Raw genomic sequence first — 20,634 nt, forward strand, 5'->3', positions numbered from 1 at the left:
TAGCCGGCCACCGCGCGAAGCTTGGCCTCGTCTTTGATCCGGTAGTCGCTCACTCCGCCGCGGCTCACTGCGAGCAGCGTTAGGGCCACGTCACGACCATGGTCGGAGTGGGCCGCAGCACCCGCTGCCACAGCCCTAGCGAAGTTGCGGGCCACTACAGTGCCGACCGTGGCGCCACAGAGCCCCTTGGTCGTCCGTCCCGTCAGCCTGCAAGGGCCCATGGCGCAGTTGCGGCAGCAAAGTCCCTCGGAACCAATAGGACAGGGGCGCGTGCTCTCGGCTCTGGCGAAGACTGTCTCTATGCCCCGTTCCTGAGCCAGCTCGATGGCTTGCGTCGCTGCCTTATCCCTACTTCCGATCTCTGCCATTCTACTCTCCAGATCATGGGTACTAGGTGTTGAAATACGACCAACACACTACATTTTAGTACCTTCTGAAGTCCCCCGCCATTCCTCTGTCTATAGCGTTCGTGTTGGCCGGCCGGATGGGGGTGCGGTACCACGCCGAGCGCTCCGCCTGAGCCGGGGTGACTCCAGACGCCACAGCTCCCTCTTCGTAGCCGGCCTGAGCCAGGGCCTCGCGTATGGCCTCCGCCTGTATCCTATCAGGCCCATAGAGTACAACGACCTGCGAGTCCATAGCACTCGCCCACACGTCTTCGACCCCTTCCAGGCCCAGCAGGATCTCCCGCACTCTCTGCACGTGATGGTCCGCGTACAGCCTGGGAATGGAGAGCATCAGTCTCTCAGCCACGGCTTCCTCCCGATGGCATCAAGTGGGACGGCGCCGATCTCAGCGACCGACGCCGTCTGCGAATCCCGCCTAGAACAGCCCTACTACCCTGCCCTCGGCGTCCAGGTCCACATCCATGAACGCCGGCCTGCTGGGCAGCCCTGGCATCGTCCTCATCTCGCCAGCGAGCGGATAGAGGAAACCCGCCCCGACCGAGGCACGGATGTCTCGGATGGGGAAGGTGAAGCCCTTGGGCGCCCCTTTCACGGTGGGGTCGTGAGTGAGCGACAGGTGGGTCTTAGCCATGCAGATGGGCAGGTTGTCGTAGCCCAGTCGGGTGAACAGAGCGATGCGGGCTTCCGCCTCAGGGCTGTAGTCCACCTTCGCGGCGCCGTAGATGGTGGTAGCGATGGTCTCGATCTTGTCTTTGATGGACATGTCCAGCGGGTAGAGGAAGTCGAACTGGTTGGGCTTCTCGCAGGCCGCCACTACCGCTCGGGCCAGGTCTTCTGCCCCTTCCCCGCCGTCGGCCCAGTGGCTGCTTCGCACCGAGTCCTCGGCGCCGGCCCGTATCGCCGCCTCGCGAACCAGGTCCAGTTCGGCGTCGGTGTCGTCGGCGAACGAGTTGACCGCCACCACCACCGGCACGCCGAAAGTCTTGGCGATGCGGATGTTAGCCTCCAGGTTGGGGAGGCCCTGGCGCAGCAGCTCTAAGTTCTCCTCCCGATAGGCCTTGTCCAGTGGGCGCCCCGGCACTACCCGAGGGCCACCACCATGCATCTTCAGCGCCCTCACCGTGGCTACCAGCACCACGCAGCTGGGGATGAGACCTGACACGCGGCACTTGATGTCGAAGAACTTCTCCATGCCTATGTCGGCTCCGAAGCCCGACTCGGTGATCACATAGTCCGCTAGCTTCACCGCAATCTGATCGGCCACCACAGACGAGTTGCCGTGAGCGATGTTGGCGAAGGGCCCGGCATGCACGAAAGCCGGCTGCCCCTCCAGCGTCTGCATCAGATTGGGCATCAGAGCGTCTTTCATCAGGACCGTCATGGCCCCCGCCGCGCCCAAGTCCTCGGCGGTGACCGGGTCCCCAGACTTGCTGGTGCCAATCACGATCCGCCCGAGCCGCTGTCGGAGGTCTTTGAGCGAGTCAGCCAGCGCCAGGATAGCCATGACCTCACTGGCCACGGAGATGTCGAAGCCCGACTGGCGTGGCCGGCCATCGGTCTTGTCCCCCAGGCCCAAGATGATCTTCCGCAGGGCGCGATCATTCATGTCCACCACCCGGTTCCAGGTGATGGAGTACGGGTCTATATCCAGCCGGCGCAGGCCCATCCGCTCCAGCTGCCGATCGCTCAGGGTGTCCTCGTGCATTATGCGGGCGTCTATGGCCGCCCCCAGCAGGTTGTGGGCCGCACTGACCGCGTGGATGTCGCCCGTGAGGTGTAGGTTGAAGTCCTCCATGGGCACTATCTGGGAGTAGCCCCCGCCAGCGGCTCCCCCCTTGATGCCGAAGGTGGGCCCCATGGACGGCTGCCGGATGCAGGTCATGACCTTCTTGCCGATGCGGCCCATAGCTTGGGTGAGACCGACCGTGGTGGTCGTCTTCCCCTCTCCCAGCGGCGTCGGCGTGATCGCCGTCACGTCAACGTAGCGACCGTTGGGGCGCCCCTGAAGCCTGTCCTTGACGTCGAGGTGCACTTTGGCCTTGTACCGGCCAAAGAGCTCCAGGTCGTCGACAGTCAGGCCGACCTCGGCGGCAATCTCCGTGATCGGCCGCAAGGTCGCCGCCTGGGCGATCTCGAGGTCGCTGGGCACTGCCTTCTTCACTGCCATCGCTATCCTCCCTGCAACAGGACTTGGCTGCTCACCTCATTCGGCTCGCACTGCTCCGTATGGCTAGCCGCGCTGTAGTTGAGCGGCCTTGAGCACGTTTCGCATCAACATCTGGTTGGTCATGGGGCCCGTCCCCCCGGGCACCGGCGTGATGAGCGACGCTTTCTGAGAAGCCGCTTCGAAGTCCACATCGCCGACCATCTTGCCGTCCACGAAGTTGACGCCGAAGTCCACCACCACCGCCCCTTCGCCCACCATGTCACCGGTGATGAGGCCGGCCCGACCGGTAGCAGCCACCAGAATGTCGGCCCGACGGCATTCCTCCGCCAGGTTGGCCGTCCTGGAGTGACAGATGGTGACAGTAGCGTGCCGGTGCAGCAACAAGAGCGCCATCGGGCGCCCGACCACGTTCGACCGACCCACTACAACCGCCCTCTTCCCCCGGATGGGCACCTCATACCGCTCCAGCAGTTCCACTCCCCCAGCGGGCGTAGCCGGAACAAAGTAATCGCCGGCATCCTGCATCAGGCGGCCGGCGTTCAGCGGGTGTACCCCGTCTACGTCCTTGTGAGGCGCCAGAGCGGAGATAACACGCTCGCGCGATACGCCCGAGGGAAGAGGCTCCTGGACCATGATCCCGTCTACGTCGGCAGCTTCGGAGAGCCGCCGCACCAACTCCACTACCTCGTCCTCTCCTGGCGAAGCCATCCTGTGCAGCGCAAACGACACCCCCACCTGGCCACAGCTGCGCTCTATCATCCGGGCATAGCTGACCGAGGCGGCATCCTCCCCCACCCGAACTACGGCCAGCGAAGGTGCTCGGCCGAATCGCCGAGTAAACTCCTCGACCTGGCCGCGCGTCTCATCACGCAGCCGGGCGGATGTCTCCTTGCCGTCCAGAAGCCTAGCGGTCACGTGTTCCTCCTTGAGACTGGTCCGGCGCCCGAAAGAGATGGGCATAGGGGGCGCTAACCCTCCAGCGCCCCCTCTACCATGGCTACCACCCGTTCTTTCAGTTCGGCGCTGCCCGCTTGCACCTCCTGCACGCGCCGACGTTGTTCCTGAATGAAAGCCTCATCCTTCAGCCAGGCGAGGTTCACCATCACCTGAAGCCCGGCCCCTCGCATGGCTGCCTCTGCCAGCAGAGCCCCTACCCCCACGTCGGTGACGGCGCTGGGGTTCCCCTTTTCCGCCACCACCGGCGATAGGTCTAGCAGCCGGCGGCATGCCTCGGCTATCTCCAGGGGAACAAGGGTGCAGGCCTTCAGCGCTTCCTGCATCCTTCCGGTGCGCTCCCGCCGCTCCTCCGGCGACTTCCGTGGTAGCCTCTGAGCCTCGACGAAGGAGCGGTAGGCGGCCATGTCCCGCTCAGCCAGGTCCACCAGGCGAAGCCGAAGGCTCTCACTCTCCTCCAGCACCGCCCTGATCTCCTCCTCCACCGCAGCGAACCGCTCTTGGCCCACGGTGAGGTTGCAGACCATGCTCAACAGGCCGGCTCCTATGGCGCCGGCCATCGCCGCTGCGCTTCCGCCGCCGGGAGTCGGCTCGGAAGTGGCGAGCGCGTCAATGAAGCGAGTGTCGATGAGACCCGATGTCATGAGCAGTCCTCCCCCCGGCTATGTCCCCCCATAGAACTCGGGCACCCTGGAACTCGGGGCGCCCGAGTCTGAGCCTGCTACTCGCCTCTTTGCCGGCTCAGTTCGGCGCCGCGGCGCCGAACTGAGCCGGGTTCGCTGTGCTACTCCGGCTGCAGGTAGTCTCTCAGACGTCGGCTGCGGCTGGGATGCCTAAGTTTGCGGAGCGCCTTAGCCTCGATCTGCCGCACCCGCTCCCGAGTGACCCCAAACCGCCGGCCGACCTCCTCCAACGTGTGCGTGTGGCCATCCTTCAGGCCGAAGCGCATCTGCAGCACCCTCGCCTCGCGGGCGCTCAGGGTAGCCAAGACCTCTTCTACCTGGCGCCGCAGTAGCTCGTTGGAAGCCACCTCGTTTGGCATCAAGCTGAGTTCGTCCTCGATGAAGTCGCCCAGGGCGCTGTCCTGCTCCTCCCCCACCGGCATTTCCAGCGACAAGGGCCGCTCCGATATCTTCATGATCCGCTCGATCTGCTCCGGAGTGGTGTCCAGGTCGGCAGCGATTTCCTCCGGAGTGGGTTCGCGCCCTAGCTCCTGCACCAGCTTGCGCTGAGCCCGCATGACCTTGTTGATGCGCTCGGTCATGTGCACCGGCACACGAATGGTGCGCCCCTGGTCCGCGATGGCCCTGGTGATGGCCTGGCGGATCCACCAGGTGGAGTAGGTGCTGAACTTGTACCCCCGGCGCCAGTCGAACTTCTCCACCGCCCGGATGAGGCCGATGTTGCCCTCTTGAATGAGGTCGAGGAAGGACACCCCCCGGCCCACGTACTTCTTGGCGATGCTCACTACCAGCCTGAAGTTGGCCTCGATAAGGTGCCTTCTGGCCCTCTCTCCCTCGCGCAGCACCGCCTCCAGCGTCCGCCGCTCGTCGGGAGCATAGTCCCCCCGCTCCAGACGGTCCTGCGCCTCCAGGCCGGCTTCGATCTTCTGAGCCAGCTCCACTTCTTGCTCCGCCGTGAGCAGTGGGACCCGACTGATCTCCTTGAGATACAGGCTGACCGTATCGTCCACCCCTATCTGGGACAGGTCAACTGCCTCTTCCTCCGGCTCTTCTTCGGCTTCGTTTTCGGACTCCTCCTCTTCGTCGCCCTCGTGTACCTCGATGTTCTCATTGAGAAGCGTTATGTAGATTTCATCCAGAGCATCCAGGTTGTTCTCGGCATCGGGGATCACGGCTAGGATGTCTTCCTGAGTCACGAAGCCCTGGCTCCTCCCCTTGGTGAGGAGTTCTTCAAGGCTGTATTCCTGGTCCGAGTCCCGCTGTTCCGGGCCGTCCAGGAGCTCCTGATCCTCGTGTGCAACCATTCCGGTATAAGCCTCCGCCTGGTAGGCGATTCACGTCCTGGTAATGGGGAGCCGGCAGCTCCTCTCGTAGCGCCACTCGTAACGATGACGGGTAAGCAACGTTGCCAGTATAACATGCCAAGGCAGGCAGTACCAGTGCCCCTGCGCCCAGCTTGCCTGAGACTTGACTCACACCCACCACGAGGGGTACCGCTCTCCCCCGACGGCCCACGCCGATTCTAGCGGCAGCGACCCTCAACATCAAGCGCCCCGCCCACCCTAGACGGGCGCTCACGCCAGCACACACGTTTGCGGCCATGCCACTGTCGCACCACAATCGGTGCCATGGCCGCAGAGCGGGGAGCCACTCGGTGAGCTCACGAACACCAACTAACCTCGCTGCATCGGTGAGGAAGCTGGCATCCATACCTCTGGTCAGGAGCAGCCTTCTGGCAGCCCTTCTGCTCCTGGCTCTGTGGCTCATCGCCCCACAGGCGCTCGATCTCCCTCGAGTGCTAGGGCAAATCCAGGCCGCGGCGCTGCCCTGGCTGCTCGCCTCTCTGGCGGCCCAGGTGGCTCGCTACCTGGGTACGGGACTGCTCATGGCCCTCTCCGCCCGAGCCGCGGGCAGGCACATCTCCGCCCGAGCGGCTTCGGAGGCATCGCTTGCCTCAGGTGCGGCAGCCAGGCTCCTTCCCCTGGGAGGTGCCGGAGGGATCGCGGTCCGGGCCGCCTTCCTCAAGCGCCAGGGGGTGGGCGAGGCCGCCATCGCTGGCTACTTCGTCCTCCAGAACCTCCTGGGGACCGCCTGGCTGATCGTCATCCTGCTACCAGCCGCCGGGATCGTGGGCACTGGCATTGCGCCCGGCGGCGCCACGATGGCCGAGTTCGTGCCCTTAGCGGCGGCAGCGCTCGCCGCAGGCGCCCTCATCGCCCTCCTCGCCCGCCGTCCTGAACTGGCACACTGGATCGCCACTGCCACCGGAAGGGCCGCCGATGCCATCCTCGGGTCGCGCCGCCCAAACCCACCACTTCAGGCGAGGCTCCCTCTCCTGCTTGAGGAGGCTCTGTCTGCCCTCAACATCGGGGCCCAGATCAGGTGCGGTCTGTGGGTCGCCGCCTTCTATTCCTCTTGGACCATCCTGGGGGACACCCTAAGTCTTCACTTTTCCGTTCTGGCGCTCGGACTGCCCGTCTCTCTCTCCCAGACGGTGGTGGCGTACGGGGCCGCCAGCCTGGCCGGCTCGGCGGTGGGCCTGCCTGCCGGGGTCGGGGTCACCGAAGGGACCATGGTGGCGGCTTACGTGGCCATGACTCAGCCGCTGGAGCAGTCGCTCTCGGCGGTGCTCCTCTTCCGCGCTCTCTCGTTCTGGCTTCCCATTCCCCTCGGTCTCCTGGCCGGGTGGCACCTGCGCCGTCGGCGCGCCCTTTGAGCCCAGCCACGGGCGGACGCGCCGTCCCCCAGTCCCAGCCGAGCCTTGACGGCAAGAGCTCTCGATTGCGGCCAGGAGCCTTGAGGCGCGGCACTTCTCAGGCCATTCGCCATGGCCAGGAGAAACCCGGAGCGGCGACAAAGCGAAGCCGGTTGTCGCAGGCGGAGCGAGCAGCTTAGCCCGCAGAGGCGGGCTTTGCTCACCCATGGCTCCGCAGCTTTCGCCCGGAGGGGCGGTGCTCGTCTCAGGATCCGTCCCCCCATGGAGCTGAGGTCCTACCCTTGATGCCCTCGCCGGCCTGGTGCTAGAATGGCTGCAGAGCCTCCAGGAGGAGATCGATGTGGCCGCGAATGGGCGTATGCCTTGCCCTGCTGGTGGTGATCGTCGCCGGCTGTGGGTTATTCGCCTCGCCCACCGCCACCCCCGAGCCAGCCCGCATCACCTACGTCTACCCCACCAACGTGCTCACCCCTCACTTCGAGGCGCTCAAGAGCCAGTTCGAGGCCGACAACCCCGGGGTCGAGGTCGTCCTACGTTCGGGCAATCCCTACAGTGCCCTGAGCGGTACTGGCCGGGCCGACGTGGTGATGGTGGACCAGCTTGCCGTAGCCTCCTTGGCTCAGTCGGGACTGATTCGCGCCATAGACCCCCTGGTCCAGGACGACCTGACGCTGGACGTTGATGCGTTCTACCCCGGCACGCTGGACGCCCTCACTTGGAGGGGCCAGCTGTGGGGCCTTCCCGCCGACGTGGACCCATGGGTGCTCTACTACAACCGCGACCTGTTCGACGCCGCTGGAGTCCCCTATCCCACCAACTCCTGGACTTGGGACGACCTGCTCGAGGCCGCCCTCCAGCTTTCCGATCCCCTAGCCAATCCACCGGTATACGGGCTTCTGCTGGACATGACCCGTGCCGACTTTGTGCCCCTGGTCTACCAGAACGGCGGCACCCTCGTCGACAGCCTAGTGGCGCCCCGGGAGGCCACCTTCACCGACCCGCGGGCAGTAGAGGCGATCGAATGGTACGCTGATCTCGCCCTCCGACACGGGGTGGCCCCAACCCCTCGGGAGCTCAGCCAGTTGGGCGGGTTCGAGCGCATGGTGGTGTCGCAGCGGGCCGCTATGTGGTACGGCCCCCTGACCGAGCGTGGCGGAGACCTGTCTGGAGCCCGGTGGAACTTCCAGTGGGGCCTGGCAGTACCTCCCGGCAGAGTCCAGCAGATGACTCTGCTGTCGATGCGCGCCTACGCGTTGTCCTCCCAGAGCTCCGAGATCCGCGCTGCCTGGCAGTGGCTCGTCTTCATCGCCAACCATCCCCCGGTCACTTTGACCGTGCCTCCCCTCAAGCAGGCTCTGGAATCGGGCGAGTTTCGTAGCGGGCATCGGCCTGATGTGGCCGAGGTCGCCATTCGCGCTCTGGAGATCGGACGCACCATACCCCCTACAACCTGGGTAGACAGGGTGGGAGTCTGGCTAGGCGAGGCTCTGCAGCGGGCCTTCAGCGGCGAGATGCCTGTTGCTGAGGCGCTCGCCCAGGTACAGGAGAGAGCTGCTCCGGTCATCGCGGCAGAGGCAGGTCGTTGAAGCTCAGCGACCGCACGGTCTTCGCCGGACTGGCGGTCACACTGGCGGCCCTGCTCCTCGCTCTCGTCAGGCCAACCGACCTTACCGTGGCTGTGGCCCTCGTGCTCGTGGGCGGAGCCGTGGCGTACCTCCTTGCTTCGGGGGTGCTACAGCTCGGCACCAGACTCAAGCCTCAAGGAGACGCAGACGCCGACGAGGCAGCGGGCCGGTCAACCGAGGAGACGGACTCCCATCCCGACCAATCACTCGCCGGTGAGCTCGCCCCCACCAGCCCCCCGCCTGAGCCCGACCATCTCTCGGTGCGCGATCGGCTCCGCGTCCTGCTCCTCCTTTCCCGCCCTCTCAATGTCTCCTTCGCCCGCCCCCAGCGATCTCCTACTGGATCCTCGGACCAGACCCACTCGGCTCAGGCTCCCGCTAGGGTGGCCTGGCAGGCCATTGTGCAGGCCTTGGCGGACCGGCAGTCCGATGTCGAACTGGCGACCGTCTGGCCTCCTACAGAGGCCAGCCTGGAGACGGCCATGCGAGCCTCGCCTAGGTACCACCTACTGGTCATCGAGGCCCCTCTGTCCGATGGCCTTCCGCTCTTCGAGGGCGAGACCGGCGAGGCTCGGCGGCTCAACGCCGGCCGGCTGGCCGACTGCCTGGCGATAGGCCGAGTGCGCGCCGTAGTGATTCGCAGCCTAAGCCCGGCAGCTGCCGACACTCAAGCCCTGATCGACGCCGGGATCGAGACCGTGGTCTCCGTGCCTAGCGCCCTCAGCGACTCGGACTGGACGGGCGCCTTGGCCCAGATCGTTTCCGGCCTCTCCCGAGGGGAAACCCTTGGCCGAGTAGTGGGCGACGTGGCGGCCGGGCTGGACACCGCCGACGTCGCTTCGCGCCTGCGCCCGGTCCTGGCAGGCAGCAACTGGTACTCGCTAGTGGACAGGGGCGGAGATGGCCTCGGACTGCGGCTGGTCAACCAGCCTCTGTATCCCGAGCTGCGCCGGCAGAACTGGTTTCGCGACCGTGGCCCGGCCCTAAGGCACCTGCTCGGACTGGTGCGCCCTGGTTGGGCTGGGCTGCTGCCGGTGGGCCCCCCGGGCTCAGGAGTCACGTCCCTGGCCATCGAGGTAGCCCACCGTCTCTCCTCCCGGTACGAGCGAGTCATCCATGTGGAGTGTAGCGCCCTGGTCCAGGCCGATCTGGCGTCCGTGCTCGAGAGCCTGGCTCTGTCTCTGGGGTGCCTGGTCCTGAACCAGCAGGCGCTGCTGGAGTCGGTGGTCGGTGAGCTGCGCCGCCGCCCAGCTCTGGTGTTGGTGGACGAGGCCGAACTGCTGGCCCAGGCTGACCGCGAGCGACTGCTCTCGCTGGATGGGCACCTGGGTCCCTCCTCGGTACTGCTCCTCTGCGCCACAGACGACGGGGAGACAGCCTTCACCTCCGACGGCCTGGATGCCGAAGGGGCAGTCGCCTGGGTGCGCTGGCTTGGTCAACAGGAGGGCATGGGCTTCCTCTCGTCTGTGAGCGATCGCAGCGTACAGGCTCTGGTGGAGGGCCTCGCGGGCAACCCCCTGGCCATGCGCCTGGCCCTGGGCCAGGCCGGTCCCCTCGGGCTCCTTCAGAGCGTCCGGTCAGCGCGCGCCGTCGGCTCGCTCGATGGCGTGCTGCGTCTCGTCCTGGCGCGACTGACCCCGCGCCAGCGCGATGCCGCCTCGGTCCTCGCCCTCATCCCAGGCCCGGTCCAGGAAGACGTCGTGAGCGCTGCCTTGGGCCGGGACGCCCGGCCGGCCTTGGAGGAGATGCAGCGCCTGGGGCTTCTGGCCGACTCGCTGTACGAGGGGGAGTACCGCCTTCACCCTCTGGTGCGGGCGGACATGGCCCAGCACCGTCCCGACAGCCGCGCCTGCATCAGGCTGGCCGAGGCCCTCGCTGCCCGAGCTCGATCCCTGTACGCTCGGATCGAGGAGGATGGTGATACCGCCCGGCAAGAGGCGATCTCGGAGATCCTGGCCCTCTGGCCCAGCCTGCTGACGGCCCTGGGCTGGGCGTCGGCTGCCACCGGTCCCCTTGCCGGCCGACTAGATCTAGTCAGGGACATATGCCAGGCGCTGGCGCCCATCCTGCGAGAGCGGCGGCTCCTCTGCTATGCTCTGCAGATGGCCCGCAGGGGCGAGGAGGCAGCTGCCCTCGTCAGCGACCATGTGGCACGCGGTCGCTTCCTTCTCGAGGCGGCCGAGGCGGAGCGCGACGCCGGACACACCGAGGAAGCCTCCTCGCGGCTCGCGGCGGCTGCGGACGCCTTCGAGCGAGCCCACGACTACCGCAGAGCCGCCCACGCCCTGGTGCGGCTGGGCACCATGCACTGGGAGGGCCGCCGACTGGCGGACGCGCGAGGGCCATTTGAGCGAGCCCTCACCTGCCTGCAGCGCATCGGCGAGGTCGAGGCTCAGGTGAACGCACTCATGGTCCTCGGCCACATTGCCGGGCAGGAAGAGTCCTGCCAACGTGCCAAGGAGTACTACCAGCAAGCTGCTAGGGCGCTGGAGAAGGAAGAGGGCCACCTCCTCCTCCGGGCCCAGGTGCACTACGCCCTGGGCCGCTGCCATTCGGACTTGGCGGATTTCCGGGAGGCGGCCCAGGCTTACGCCCTCGCGCTTGAGGCATTCACTGCTGCCGGCGATCTCGACGGCCGCATCCAGGCCTGCCGCTCGCTGGGTAAGGTCTACCTGAAGCTGGCCGACCGCGAGCGGGCTGTGCAGGCTCTGGAGCGCGCCGCACAGCTGGAGGAACGTGCTCCCTTCGGCCTCGACGCTAGCATGGACCTCCTGCGGATCTACATGCGGGAGCGACGCTGGCAAGAGGCTTTGGAGCACCAGCAGCGCGCTCTGGCGCGGGCCCGGGCGGCGGGCGACGGGCGCGGCCTGGCCCTGGCGCACAACGGCATGGGCAGCGTGCTGCTGGAACTGGGCAACCGAAAGCTAGCGTCCGAGCACTTCCTGGAGGCGGCCCGCCTCTGGGAAGAACTTGGCGACGACGTGGGCCTGGCGTGGGCCTACAACAACCTGGGGGTGGCCGATCGGCGCAGCGGCAAGTGGGAGGAGGCCCGGGCACATCTGACCCGGGCGGCGCAGTTGCTCGAGAAGAGAGGGGAGAAGAACGCCCTGGCCAGCGTCTACAACAACATGGGGCTGATTCTGGCCGCTCAGAGAAGGGAGCGAGAGGCCGCCAGGTTCTATGAGCGCTCGCTGGCGCTCAAGGAGGAACTTGGCGACCTCTACGGTACTAGAATGACTGAGCAGAACCTCAAGAAGCTGAACAGCCGGGACCGATGACCTGTGACGCGTGAAGCATCGCCGGCGATGCCAGGCAGACCGTTGCCTGGCTCGGTGCTCACTCCTTTGTCACGGGTCACGTGTAACTAGATACGTTCCATCCAGCCCTGCTGGACCATGAAATCAGTCAGGACGGGTACATCAAATACCTTGCCCTGGTAGGACTGATACGCGAAGTAGACCATCGGCACAAGAGGCAGCAGGGGCAGAACCCAGGACACGCAGCACGCCAACGCGGCCGTGATGGCTCCCAGAATGGCTCCGATTATGAAGGCCACGATCTGCCAAATGACATATACGACGGCCAGCCCTAGCCCCTGCATGGCATGAAAGCGCTGGAAAGGCCGAGCCTTGTTGGTCTCGCTCAGCAACACGATGGCCGAGCCTATGAACGGTAGGATGTAGGTCAGCGCAGCCATTGTCTTGTCGTTCGATGTCACCTCCGGTCCTCCCGGCATCGCCGCCATCGGCTCTGGTATTCCCTGATCCACCATCGCGTTGCCTCCTCGGGTGCGAATCTCCTGCCCACCGGGCCCGATGCCCGGCAGATTCCGGCTAGCTCTGCCGTACGGGCGGGACGGGCACGTGAAGCTCGCCTGCTACCTCTGTCAACTGGTGCCAGGTCTCCTCGTCAATGGGAATGCCCTGCTTCCGCCGTAGGACCTCGGTCCTCCGCTCAGGCTCACCTGGAATCAGCACTTCGCTGAAGCCAGCCGCAGGGGCACACGACCTGAGGCTGGCTACCAACTCGTCGACCTCACCCAGGTACTCCTCGCGGGGAACGTAAGCGTCCACTCGCACGGCCTCGATGAACATGGCGTTGCCGATCCTCTCGTGCCGCGGGCTGCTGCACCCAGCTCCGCTGAGGGCACCGCTCAACACCTCAATCATCACACTCAGTCCGTATCCCTTGTGCCCAAGGGGACCGCCCAGGGGCAGCAGCGCACCCGGTGGGTCGGCGTACAGGACGCGGGGGTCGTTGGTCGGCCTCCCCTCGGCATCAATCAGCCACCCATCCGGGGCCAGCTTGCCCTGGTTACGCAGCACCCGCACCTTTCCTTCCGCCACGACGGACGACGTCATGTCCACCAGGATCGGGTCGCCGCTTGTCGGGGCGGCGAACGCTATCGGGTTGGAGGACAGCCTCCGCTCCCGCCCACCGAAAGGGGCCACCTGCATGGCAGCACCGTGGTTGTTCAGAGTCGCGAGGCCGACCATGTCGTGGCGGGCGATTTCCTCTACGTACTCGCCCACACGGCCCACGTGGTTGCTGGAATGCAACACCACTGCCGCCAGACCGCTCTGGCGGGCCTTGGCGATCGCTACCGCAGTAGCCTCCCAGGCAGCCACCTGCCCCCACCCCCAGTGCCCGGTGATGCGGGCGGTGCAGGCAGTCTCGCTCTCTACCTCGGGTCGCGCAGCGGGGTCAATGCGCCCTTGGCGTATGGCCGAGATGTACTGAGGCACGCGGATCACGCCGTGCGAGTCGTGACCTACCAGGTTGGAGCCAACCAGGGCCGCTGCCACTCTCTCGGCGTTGGCCCTGGGGGTGTCGGCAGCCACGAAGATGTCGCAGACGAACGGCTGCAACTGCTCAGATGGTATTACGAGCAAGGTCTCTGGTCTCCAGAAAGGGATACCGCTCGGCCAGGCCAGCGCATGCCCGGCTGCACCCCGAAGCCCGCTGCCGATGGCTGTCTTCTGCAGGCAGTACCTTGGCCGGAGCAGCCCGGACAGTGTACCGTCTGGCTGGGAACCAGGTCAAGTGGGAACGCCCTCCCTCGCTCGGGGCCCAGGCTGAGCGCTCACTTCAGGCTCGCTCGAGGGACCCCTCCCACTCGCCTGCTCCCGCTCTTCTCCAACACCCCGCTCACCCGGCCGAGCAGCTCCTGGGGCCCGAAGGGCTTGGTGATGTAGTCGTCCACCTTCGCTATGTGCAAGCCCAGCATCTTGTCTATGCTCTGCGCCTTGGCAGTCACGACAATCACAGGCGTGTCGGCCAGGTCAGCGTCCTGCTTCAGTCGCCGGAACACTTCCCACCCGTCCATGCCGGGCATCATCAAGTCCAGGAGTATCAAGTCCGGGCGCGACTCCCGCGCCGCCACCAGCCCACTGGCACCATCGGTGCACCCTTGCACCCGGTAGCCCTGCTGCTGGAGGATGAGCCGGACGAGCTCGATCATCTCGGCATCGTCTTCGATACACAGCACCCTGATCGGTCGATCGCGCTCGGCGGTCACGTTCACTCCTTCGGGCGAGGCTCGGCCGAGATGGCCTCGGAGAGCTGGGAGTAGGTGTGTCCCCCCAGATGGTGCAGAGGCTTCACCTCCTCGTCTCCCAGAAGCCAGAGCTCATCGAAGGCCTCTTCCTCCACCTGAGCCGCGACCACCTCGGCCAAGAAGAGAGTGTGCTCCTCGCCGGCCTCGTAGGCCTCCACCACGCTACACTCCAGGTACCCCAGACAGCCCTCAACCAGCGGAGGGCTCAAGGCCTCGCCGGAAGTGGCCTCTAGGCCCACTTCCTCGAACTTGTCGTCCACGTCGTGCCCGCTGATCAGCCCCGCATCCCGCACCTGTTCCATCAGCGCTCGTCCGGGAATGCTCAGCGAGAACTCCCCTGTGCGCTCGATGAAGTCATGGGACAGGCAGGCACGATGTACTGCCACAGCCACCATCGGTGGGTTCATGCTGATCGGGGTCATCCAGCTAAGGGCCATTACGTTGGTCCGTTCGCGATACCTGGTGGCCAGAAAGGCAACTGGCCCCCCCGCAATGAGCCGGTGGGCTATCTCCAGATCAACCGGTCTCTTCGGCATACTCCACCCACGCAGGGCAGCCAGCGGACGAGCTCAGACAGCACTCCTGTCCCGTCAGCCTGCTGCACCCTTCTGACACACGGCTTATATCGGCAACAGGGAGTCCCAGCTTGAGAAGCACGTTGCGGAGCGCGCATAGAGGGAGCCCCATGACGGCAGCGGCACATCCGTCCAGGCGGTCCACCAGCCGCTGCTCTTTGTCCTGCACCGCGTACGCACCCGCTTTGTCGTCAGCCACGCCGCTGGCTACGTAGGCGTCCATCTGGGCGGGTTCCAGGTGTCTCAGTCGCACCCTTGCCTCTTGGTAACCACGCCACATTAGGCCCCGATTCCGATCCAGAACGGCGTAGCCGGTGTGCACCGCGTGCTCTCGACCCTCGAGCTCAGACAGCATCCGGCGCGCGTCTCCACGGCTGGTCGGCTTGCCGAAGATGCGCCATCCCCCGGCATCGAAGAGGCTCACCGATGTGTCGCTACCAACGACGAAGCGCTCGGGTCTCTCCCTGGCAACGTACCTGGCCTTACTGGCGCTGAGCCTGACCACCATGTCGCCCGGAGGCTCGCCAGGTAGCGGGTCCTCCGGCACTGCCGCAGGGCAGACCACGAAGGGGATACCCAATAGAGCGAGCAACTCCCGCCGCCTGGGAGAAGTGCTGGCAAGAACCAACTGCTCTCGCTGTGCTGGCAAGTCCCCCTCGACGTGCGAGATCTGTCGGCATTCTAGGAGTGGCCTTGCCGGCTGTCAACGGCCCTGGCCGGCCTCTTTGGGGCTTTCTCAAAGTCGAGCCAGCGTTGGGCGATCTGCCACCTGGAGCGAGCCAGCAACCACGACCCGCCAGTCAGCAGGCATGGAACACAGACGATGCAGCGTCCGATAGCGCCCAGCCTGGCTCCGATAGGCATCTCTGCTGGCCTGCCCCAGCACTTCGACGACGCCTAAGCCGTTGGGGCGAACCTTGTGTTCGCCCGCAGTGTCCTCCGGTAGTCATCTCTAGTGGCTCTGGCAACTCCCTAGCCGTAGAAGCGAACCTTGTGTTCGCCCGCTCCGGTAGGCATCTCTGGTGGCCTGCCCCAGGACTTTGAGAAAGCCCTACCGGCGCCTTTTGGGAGATGGTTAGGCACGGGGCGCCTGCCCTGACCTCCCTCTCCGGGAGCAGACCTGATTGGCCCAGTGTCCGCACCATGCGGTACATTCGGGGCACTATGGCTCAATCCTGTGAGTTGCCCGGAGGCGCGGTCGGGGGCATCCGGCTGACAGCCATGACAAGGGCAGCCGGCTGAGCGGCCAAGCGGCCGGCGGCTGCTCTGGCGCAGGTTCTGCGCCCCCTGGCTGGGATGTTCCCGCCAACTGAATATCCTGGCGTGCTGGTGGGTCTGGCCCAGCCGGACGACGCCGCCGCCTACGACCTGGCCGACGGACGGGCCCTGATCCTGACCACGGACTTCTTCACTCCTATCGTGGACGATCCCTACCGCTTCGGCTCTATTGCCGCGGCCAACGCCATGAGCGACGTCTACGCCATGGGAGGCGAGGTCGCCCTGGCGCTGAACCTGGCTATCATGCCCGAATGCCTGCCCGCGGACATCGTATCGCAGATCCTGAGAGGTGGAGCGGAGAAGGTGAAGGAAGCCGGGGGCGTCCTGGCCGGCGGACACACCATAGAGGGCCCGGAGCCCGTCTTCGGCCTGGCTGTGGCCGGCTTCGCCCCCCGAGACGGCCTGTGGACCAAGGCGGGCGCTCGCCCTGGAGACCGGCTGATCCTCACCAAGCCCTTGGGCCTGGGCCTGGTCGCCACCGCCCTCAAGGCCGACCTGGCCACTTCGGAGGACGTGGAGGAAGCCGAACGATGGATGGCCACGCTCAATCGGCAGGCCGCCGCCCTTGCTCGCCGCTTCCCGATCCACGGGGCCACTGACGTCACCGGGTTCGCCCTGCTGGGCCACGCGTCCGAGATGGCCCAGCGCAGCCGGGCCGGCCTTCGTTTTCGCTTCAGCGCTCTGCCCTTCGTGCCCGGAGCCCTGGGCTATGCTCGGGACTGGTTGTTCCCTGCCGGCGCCAACAGCAATGAGGCAGCTTTCGCCGACCTCGTGACCTTCTCTGCCTCTCTGGAGGACGAGCTTCGCTTGCTCCTGTTCACCCCGGAAACCTCAGGCGGACTGCTACTTTCCCTGCCACCCGATTCGGCCCGTTCGCTACTGGCGCAAGCAAGGTCGCAGGGCGTGGAGGCCTGGGAGGTAGGCGAGGTAACCTCCGAAGCTGGCCGCGTCGAGGTCGCGCCCTAGGGGGACGGAGCCCTGATCGCCGCCGGCATACCACGAACTCCCGCTGATCAGGAGAGGAAGACCTGAAGAACGATCAGCGGAGATCAGCCCCGCATCGGCGTCATCAGCGGTCTACCTCGATCTGAGGCCGAAGCGCCAGGAACTTGTCGTAGGAAGCCTGGGTGAGGGGCCGATCGGGTAGGTACGGGCAGACGGGGGCCGCCTGGGCGCTGAGGTCGTAGGTGCCGATCCGGCGCGCCAGCGCCATGATCTCCACCTTATCGAGGCCGATCAGCGGGCGGAAGATGGGCAGTGAGGCCCCCGCTGAGATCACCCGCATGTTCTCCAGCGTCTGGCTAGCCACTTGCCCCAGCGAATCCCCCAGCACGATCCCCTGGGCGCCGTGCTCTCGGGCCACTTTCTCTGCCTCCGCCACCATGGCTCGCTTGCAGAACAAGCACGTCCACCGCTCTTCCCGGCAGACGCGCAGCCTCTCTGCTGCCCCTTTCAGAGCCTCCGCGTGCGACCGTATCACCGGCTGCAGGCGCCAGCTCTGCGACCACTTCTGCAACTGGCCGCACAGGCGGCGGAAGCGCTCTTCCATCGTCTCCGCCACTCCGGCAAAGTGCAGCGGAATGACGGCACACCCTCGCTTCATCATCATCCAGGCCGCCACCGGCGAGTCGAGCCCCGCTGACATCAGCGCCACCACCCGCCCGCTCAGAGGTATGGGCAAGCCACCGGCTCCGGGCACTACTCGAGCGTACACCAGAGCGTGGTCCTGGTGCACCTCTACCCCTACCGTGAGATCGGCCTCGTCGGACAGATCCACCCCGGCGCCGGTCTGCTGCACCAGGAACTCGCCAACCTCACGGTTGATCTGAGGCGAGGTCAGGGGGAAGCCCTTGTACGAGCGCCGGGCCGCCACGCGCAGAGTCCGATCGGGCGAGACGCCCGAGAGAATCAGCTGCTCCAGCGCCGTGCGCTTGATGGCCTCCAGGTCCGCCGGCACCCGAACGGCCGGACTGAGGGAAGTGACGCCAAACACCCGAGCCAAAGCCCCAAGAGCCGCCTCAGGATGGGGGGTGAGGGCGTAGATGCGCCTTCCCTCAAGCCGAACCTCACCTGGGACCCCCTCGGCAGCCAACGCCGCCGACATGTTGCGCCGAACTTGGCGCACAAAGCGGGGTCGGTTACGGCCTTTGAGAGCGATCTCGCCGTAGCGCGCGACGATTAGTGTCTCTTCGTCCGGCATCAACTGGTGACGGGCACTGAGCGACGGAATACGCGTCGAAGCAGATGCCCCGCCTCTCCTGTCTGCCACACCACCAGCAAGGGCACGGCGTTGAAGATGGAGGAGTAAGTGCCGCTCACCATACCTACCAGCAGAGTGGCCACGAACTGCCTCATGGTGGCGCCGCCGAAGAAGAGAATAGCCACCAAAACGAACATGGCGTTGAGTTGCGTCGCCAGCGAGCGGTGTAACGTCTCCAACACGCTTCGGTTCACTACCAGTTCGTAAGGCTCGCCCCGACGCTTGGGGATGTTCTCACGGATGCGGTCGAACACCACGATGGTGTCCTGGACGGAGAAGCCAATCACTGTCAGTAGTGCAGTCAGGAAGAGAGCATCCACCTCCCAGCCCGCGACCAGCCCCATGATGGAGAAGAGGCCCGTCGTTACCAGGACATCGTGCACCATGGCCGCGATGGCGCAGACTCCGTAGCGAAACGCATTCGGCACCCCCCGGAAGGCGATCACTATGAAAGCCAGGATGGCGATGGCGCCCACCACCACCGCGATGCTGGCCGCCCGAGTGACCTCCCTCCCCACCGTGGGACCTACCGACTCGTAGCGCAACTCATCCGCCGGCCCGAACCTTTCCTCCAGCTCGGCCACCAGCGCCTGCTTGGTCTCCTGGTCCAGCTGCTTGGAGCGGATGAACACGGTGCGGCCGTCGTCGGCGGACTGCACCGAGGTGTCCAGATAGCCTCGATCCACGTATACGTCCCGCACCTGTGCAGGGGGCACGGCCTCCTGGAAGCGAAGCTCCAGTAGAGAGCCGCTGGTGAAATCTATGCTCAGCCTCAGAGGCGTCCCGAAGGTGAGGGTGGAGTAGATCATGGCCACCAGCCCAGGGATGATCACCAGCAACGAGATGGCAAAGTACCAGCGTCGCTTTCCGACGAAGTCAATCACGAAGTCCCCCGATACCAGGCCAGGCTAAGCACCGAGCGCCCAGTGGCGCTCGCGGAGCCAATCGCCGCCCAGGTGGAAGGCCACCCGCACCAGGGTGTGGGTGACGGTGATGGCGGTGAACATGCTGATCAGCACCCCAAGGAACAGGGTGATAGCGAATCCCTTGACCTGAGTAGCGCCGAAGTTGGAGCCAAACCAGAAAAGCACCACACACGTGATGAGGGCGGAGAGGTTAGAGTCTCGGATGCTGGTCCAGGCCCGGCTGAAACCGGCCTCTACCGCGCTGCCCAGCGGCCGGCCCCACCGCACTTCCTCCTTCATTCTCTCGAATATGAGGATGTTGGCGTCCACCGCCATGCCGGTAGATAGCAGGAAGCCGGTGACACCGGGAAGGGTGATGGTGACCGGTATGGTCTTGTACAGGGCCAAGTTGATCATGGCGTAGGTAATCAGGGCCAGGCTGGCCAACACGCCGGGCACCCGGTAGTAGACGATCATGAACAACAGCACTACCGACAGGCCTACGATCCCAGCCCGAATGCTCTTCTGCACCGAGTCCTGGCCGAGGCTAGGACCGACGGCACGCGTCTCCTCGACCCGCAGCGGCACGGGCAGGGCGCCATACCGAAGCTGGATGGCAAGACTGCGCGCCTCCTCCAAGGTGAAGTCGCCACTGATGCGCGCCTGCCCATCGGGGATGGCACTCTCGATGCGGGGCGAGCTCAGCACCCGCCCGTCCAGCACGATGGCCAATACTCGGCCCACGTTCTGGCGGGTGTAGTCGGCAAACCGGGACGTGGCCTCCGAGGTCATGGTCAGGGTCACCTCGAAGCCGCCTACCTGGTTGGTGTCCACTCCCGCCGAGGAGATGTCCTTGCCGGTGAACACGGTGGGGAAGACGGTATCGGGCATGTAGTAATCCTGGCCCTCATCGAGCTCGTCCCGCCCCAGCTCCTCGCGGTAGCTAGTGCGCACCAGCGCCCCTTGCGGCAGTATGGTCGAGCCCGTCTCCACAAACTCCAGCAGCCCGGTGCCCTTCAGCGCCTCTACAGCGCGGTCCGGGTCCCGGATCCCGGGCAGCTCCACCACAAGGTATCGGTCCCCCTGCAGTTGGACCACCGGCTCCACCACCCCAAGAGCGTTCACCCGGTTCTCCACGATCACCCGGGCAGCCGCCATGGAGTCTCGCGAGAGGGCCTCGCCCTCGGGTACGTCCGCACCCAATAGCACTCTGAGGCCACCCTGAAGGTCTAGCCCCTGCCGCAGCTCAATGGGGCGATGAATGCTCAGGGGCCCCAGATCCACGTTCAGCCCAGGATTGCCCGGCCAGACGATCCAGGCCGCGACTGCGAATACGATCGCGATGGCAGCCAGAAGCCGCCAAGTGCCAGCTCGCACCTAACCTCCGTGAGTTGGAGCCTCGCTGCTGGGTGACGCCTGCCCTTCTGGCGCACCGCGACGTCCATTATAGGAGCCGGACTTTACCGGCAGCAAACCACCATCGCCCGGAGCCTTGTGCGCCTCTCAG

At 65.7% G+C, this 20,634-nt stretch carries 18 protein-coding genes; 4 read left to right on the plus strand and 14 right to left on the minus strand.

What is annotated here, in order from left to right; all coding sequences use genetic code 11:
* The 6 genes from HPY83_16265 to rpoD all read right to left on the minus strand — a co-directional run.
* A partial coding sequence (locus HPY83_16265; protein ID NPV09500.1) for a carbon monoxide dehydrogenase occupies window positions 1-368 on the minus strand: 368 nt, incomplete at its 3' end.
* A 55-nt stretch (window positions 369-423) separates the two neighbouring features.
* A complete protein-coding gene (locus tag HPY83_16270) occupies window positions 424-753 on the minus strand; it encodes a heavy-metal-associated domain-containing protein (protein NPV09501.1) in 330 nt (109 codons plus the stop codon).
* 69 nt (window positions 754-822) lie between these two features.
* The gene (locus HPY83_16275; protein NPV09502.1) at window positions 823-2,574 is read right to left on the minus strand and encodes a formate--tetrahydrofolate ligase; all 1,752 of its coding nucleotides are present in this window, start codon (window positions 2,572-2,574) and stop codon (window positions 823-825) included.
* Between the two features lie 63 nt (window positions 2,575-2,637).
* A complete protein-coding gene (locus tag HPY83_16280; protein NPV09503.1) occupies window positions 2,638-3,489 on the minus strand; it encodes a bifunctional 5,10-methylenetetrahydrofolate dehydrogenase/5,10-methenyltetrahydrofolate cyclohydrolase in 852 nt (283 codons plus the stop codon).
* Between the two features lie 53 nt (window positions 3,490-3,542).
* The gene (locus HPY83_16285; GenBank protein NPV09504.1) at window positions 3,543-4,172 is read right to left on the minus strand and encodes a cyclodeaminase/cyclohydrolase family protein; all 630 of its coding nucleotides are present in this window, start codon (window positions 4,170-4,172) and stop codon (window positions 3,543-3,545) included.
* 140 nt (window positions 4,173-4,312) lie between these two features.
* Window positions 4,313-5,515, minus strand: a complete 1,203-nt coding sequence (rpoD, locus tag HPY83_16290; protein ID NPV09505.1) for an RNA polymerase sigma factor RpoD — start codon at window positions 5,513-5,515, stop codon at window positions 4,313-4,315.
* A gap of 350 nt (window positions 5,516-5,865) precedes the next feature.
* Here rpoD and HPY83_16295 point away from each other — a divergent pair, with 350 nt between their 5' ends.
* From HPY83_16295 to HPY83_16305, 3 genes are all read left to right on the plus strand, one after another.
* Complete coding sequence (locus HPY83_16295) at window positions 5,866-6,927, plus strand: flippase-like domain-containing protein (GenBank protein ID NPV09506.1); 1,062 nt, start codon at window positions 5,866-5,868, stop codon at window positions 6,925-6,927.
* Window positions 6,928-7,265: 338 nt separating this feature from the next.
* The gene (locus tag HPY83_16300) at window positions 7,266-8,513 is read left to right on the plus strand and encodes an extracellular solute-binding protein (GenBank protein NPV09507.1); all 1,248 of its coding nucleotides are present in this window, start codon (window positions 7,266-7,268) and stop codon (window positions 8,511-8,513) included.
* Window positions 8,510-11,830, plus strand: a complete 3,321-nt coding sequence (locus HPY83_16305) for a tetratricopeptide repeat protein (GenBank protein ID NPV09508.1) — start codon at window positions 8,510-8,512, stop codon at window positions 11,828-11,830. Before HPY83_16300 ends, HPY83_16305 begins: the two co-directional genes overlap by 4 nt.
* A gap of 86 nt (window positions 11,831-11,916) precedes the next feature.
* On the opposite strand, the gene HPY83_16310 is transcribed toward HPY83_16305, so the two are convergent.
* From HPY83_16310 to maf, 5 genes are all read right to left on the minus strand, one after another.
* Window positions 11,917-12,324 (minus strand): DUF4870 domain-containing protein, encoded by a 408-nt coding sequence (locus HPY83_16310; GenBank protein NPV09509.1) that lies wholly within the window; start codon window positions 12,322-12,324, stop codon window positions 11,917-11,919.
* 61 nt (window positions 12,325-12,385) lie between these two features.
* Complete coding sequence (locus HPY83_16315; protein NPV09510.1) at window positions 12,386-13,444, minus strand: Ldh family oxidoreductase; 1,059 nt, start codon at window positions 13,442-13,444, stop codon at window positions 12,386-12,388.
* 191 nt (window positions 13,445-13,635) lie between these two features.
* Complete coding sequence (locus HPY83_16320) at window positions 13,636-14,013, minus strand: response regulator (protein ID NPV09511.1); 378 nt, start codon at window positions 14,011-14,013, stop codon at window positions 13,636-13,638.
* A gap of 59 nt (window positions 14,014-14,072) precedes the next feature.
* Window positions 14,073-14,645: a flavin reductase family protein gene (locus HPY83_16325; GenBank protein NPV09512.1), complete on the minus strand. Its 573-nt coding sequence runs from the start codon at window positions 14,643-14,645 to the stop codon at window positions 14,073-14,075.
* On the minus strand, window positions 14,626-15,333 hold the full coding sequence (maf, locus tag HPY83_16330; protein NPV09513.1) for a septum formation protein Maf: 708 nt from the start codon (window positions 15,331-15,333) through the stop codon (window positions 14,626-14,628). Before maf ends, HPY83_16325 begins: the two co-directional genes overlap by 20 nt.
* A gap of 515 nt (window positions 15,334-15,848) precedes the next feature.
* Here maf and selD point away from each other — a divergent pair.
* Complete coding sequence (gene selD / locus HPY83_16335; GenBank protein NPV09514.1) at window positions 15,849-16,928, plus strand: selenide, water dikinase SelD; 1,080 nt, start codon at window positions 15,849-15,851, stop codon at window positions 16,926-16,928.
* 103 nt (window positions 16,929-17,031) lie between these two features.
* On the opposite strand, the gene thiI is transcribed toward selD, so the two are convergent.
* The 3 genes from thiI to secD are packed head-to-tail and all read right to left on the minus strand — an operon-like array spanning window position 17,032 to window position 20,504.
* Window positions 17,032-18,162 (minus strand): tRNA 4-thiouridine(8) synthase ThiI, encoded by a 1,131-nt coding sequence (thiI, locus tag HPY83_16340; protein ID NPV09515.1) that lies wholly within the window; start codon window positions 18,160-18,162, stop codon window positions 17,032-17,034.
* A complete protein-coding gene (secF, locus tag HPY83_16345; protein ID NPV09516.1) occupies window positions 18,162-19,106 on the minus strand; it encodes a protein translocase subunit SecF in 945 nt (314 codons plus the stop codon). The genes thiI and secF overlap by 1 nt, the downstream gene beginning before the upstream one ends.
* 24 nt (window positions 19,107-19,130) lie before the next feature.
* Window positions 19,131-20,504 (minus strand): protein translocase subunit SecD, encoded by a 1,374-nt coding sequence (secD, locus tag HPY83_16350; GenBank protein ID NPV09517.1) that lies wholly within the window; start codon window positions 20,502-20,504, stop codon window positions 19,131-19,133.
* Window positions 20,505-20,634 lie beyond the last annotated feature (130 nt).

It is taken from the genome of Anaerolineae bacterium (genome assembly GCA_013178015.1).
In the GTDB taxonomy this organism is placed as follows: Bacteria; Chloroflexota; Anaerolineae; order DRVO01; family DRVO01; genus Ch71.

Excerpts from the sequence above, each read along its gene's own strand:
- HPY83_16300 (NPV09507.1), top strand. The coding sequence starts at position 7,266 with ATGTGGCCGCGAATGGGCGTATGCCTTGCCCTGCTGGTGGTGATCGTC.
- thiI (NPV09515.1), bottom strand. The coding sequence starts at position 18,162 with ATGCCGGACGAAGAGACACTAATCGTCGCGCGCTACGGCGAGATCGCT.
- HPY83_16325 (NPV09512.1), bottom strand. The coding sequence starts at position 14,645 with ATGCCGAAGAGACCGGTTGATCTGGAGATAGCCCACCGGCTCATTGCG.
- rpoD (NPV09505.1), bottom strand. The coding sequence starts at position 5,515 with ATGGTTGCACACGAGGATCAGGAGCTCCTGGACGGCCCGGAACAGCGG.
- HPY83_16285 (NPV09504.1), bottom strand. The coding sequence starts at position 4,172 with ATGACATCGGGTCTCATCGACACTCGCTTCATTGACGCGCTCGCCACT.
- HPY83_16310 (NPV09509.1), bottom strand. The coding sequence starts at position 12,324 with ATGGTGGATCAGGGAATACCAGAGCCGATGGCGGCGATGCCGGGAGGA.
- HPY83_16320 (NPV09511.1), bottom strand. The coding sequence starts at position 14,013 with ATGATCGAGCTCGTCCGGCTCATCCTCCAGCAGCAGGGCTACCGGGTG.
- HPY83_16275 (NPV09502.1), bottom strand. The coding sequence starts at position 2,574 with ATGGCAGTGAAGAAGGCAGTGCCCAGCGACCTCGAGATCGCCCAGGCG.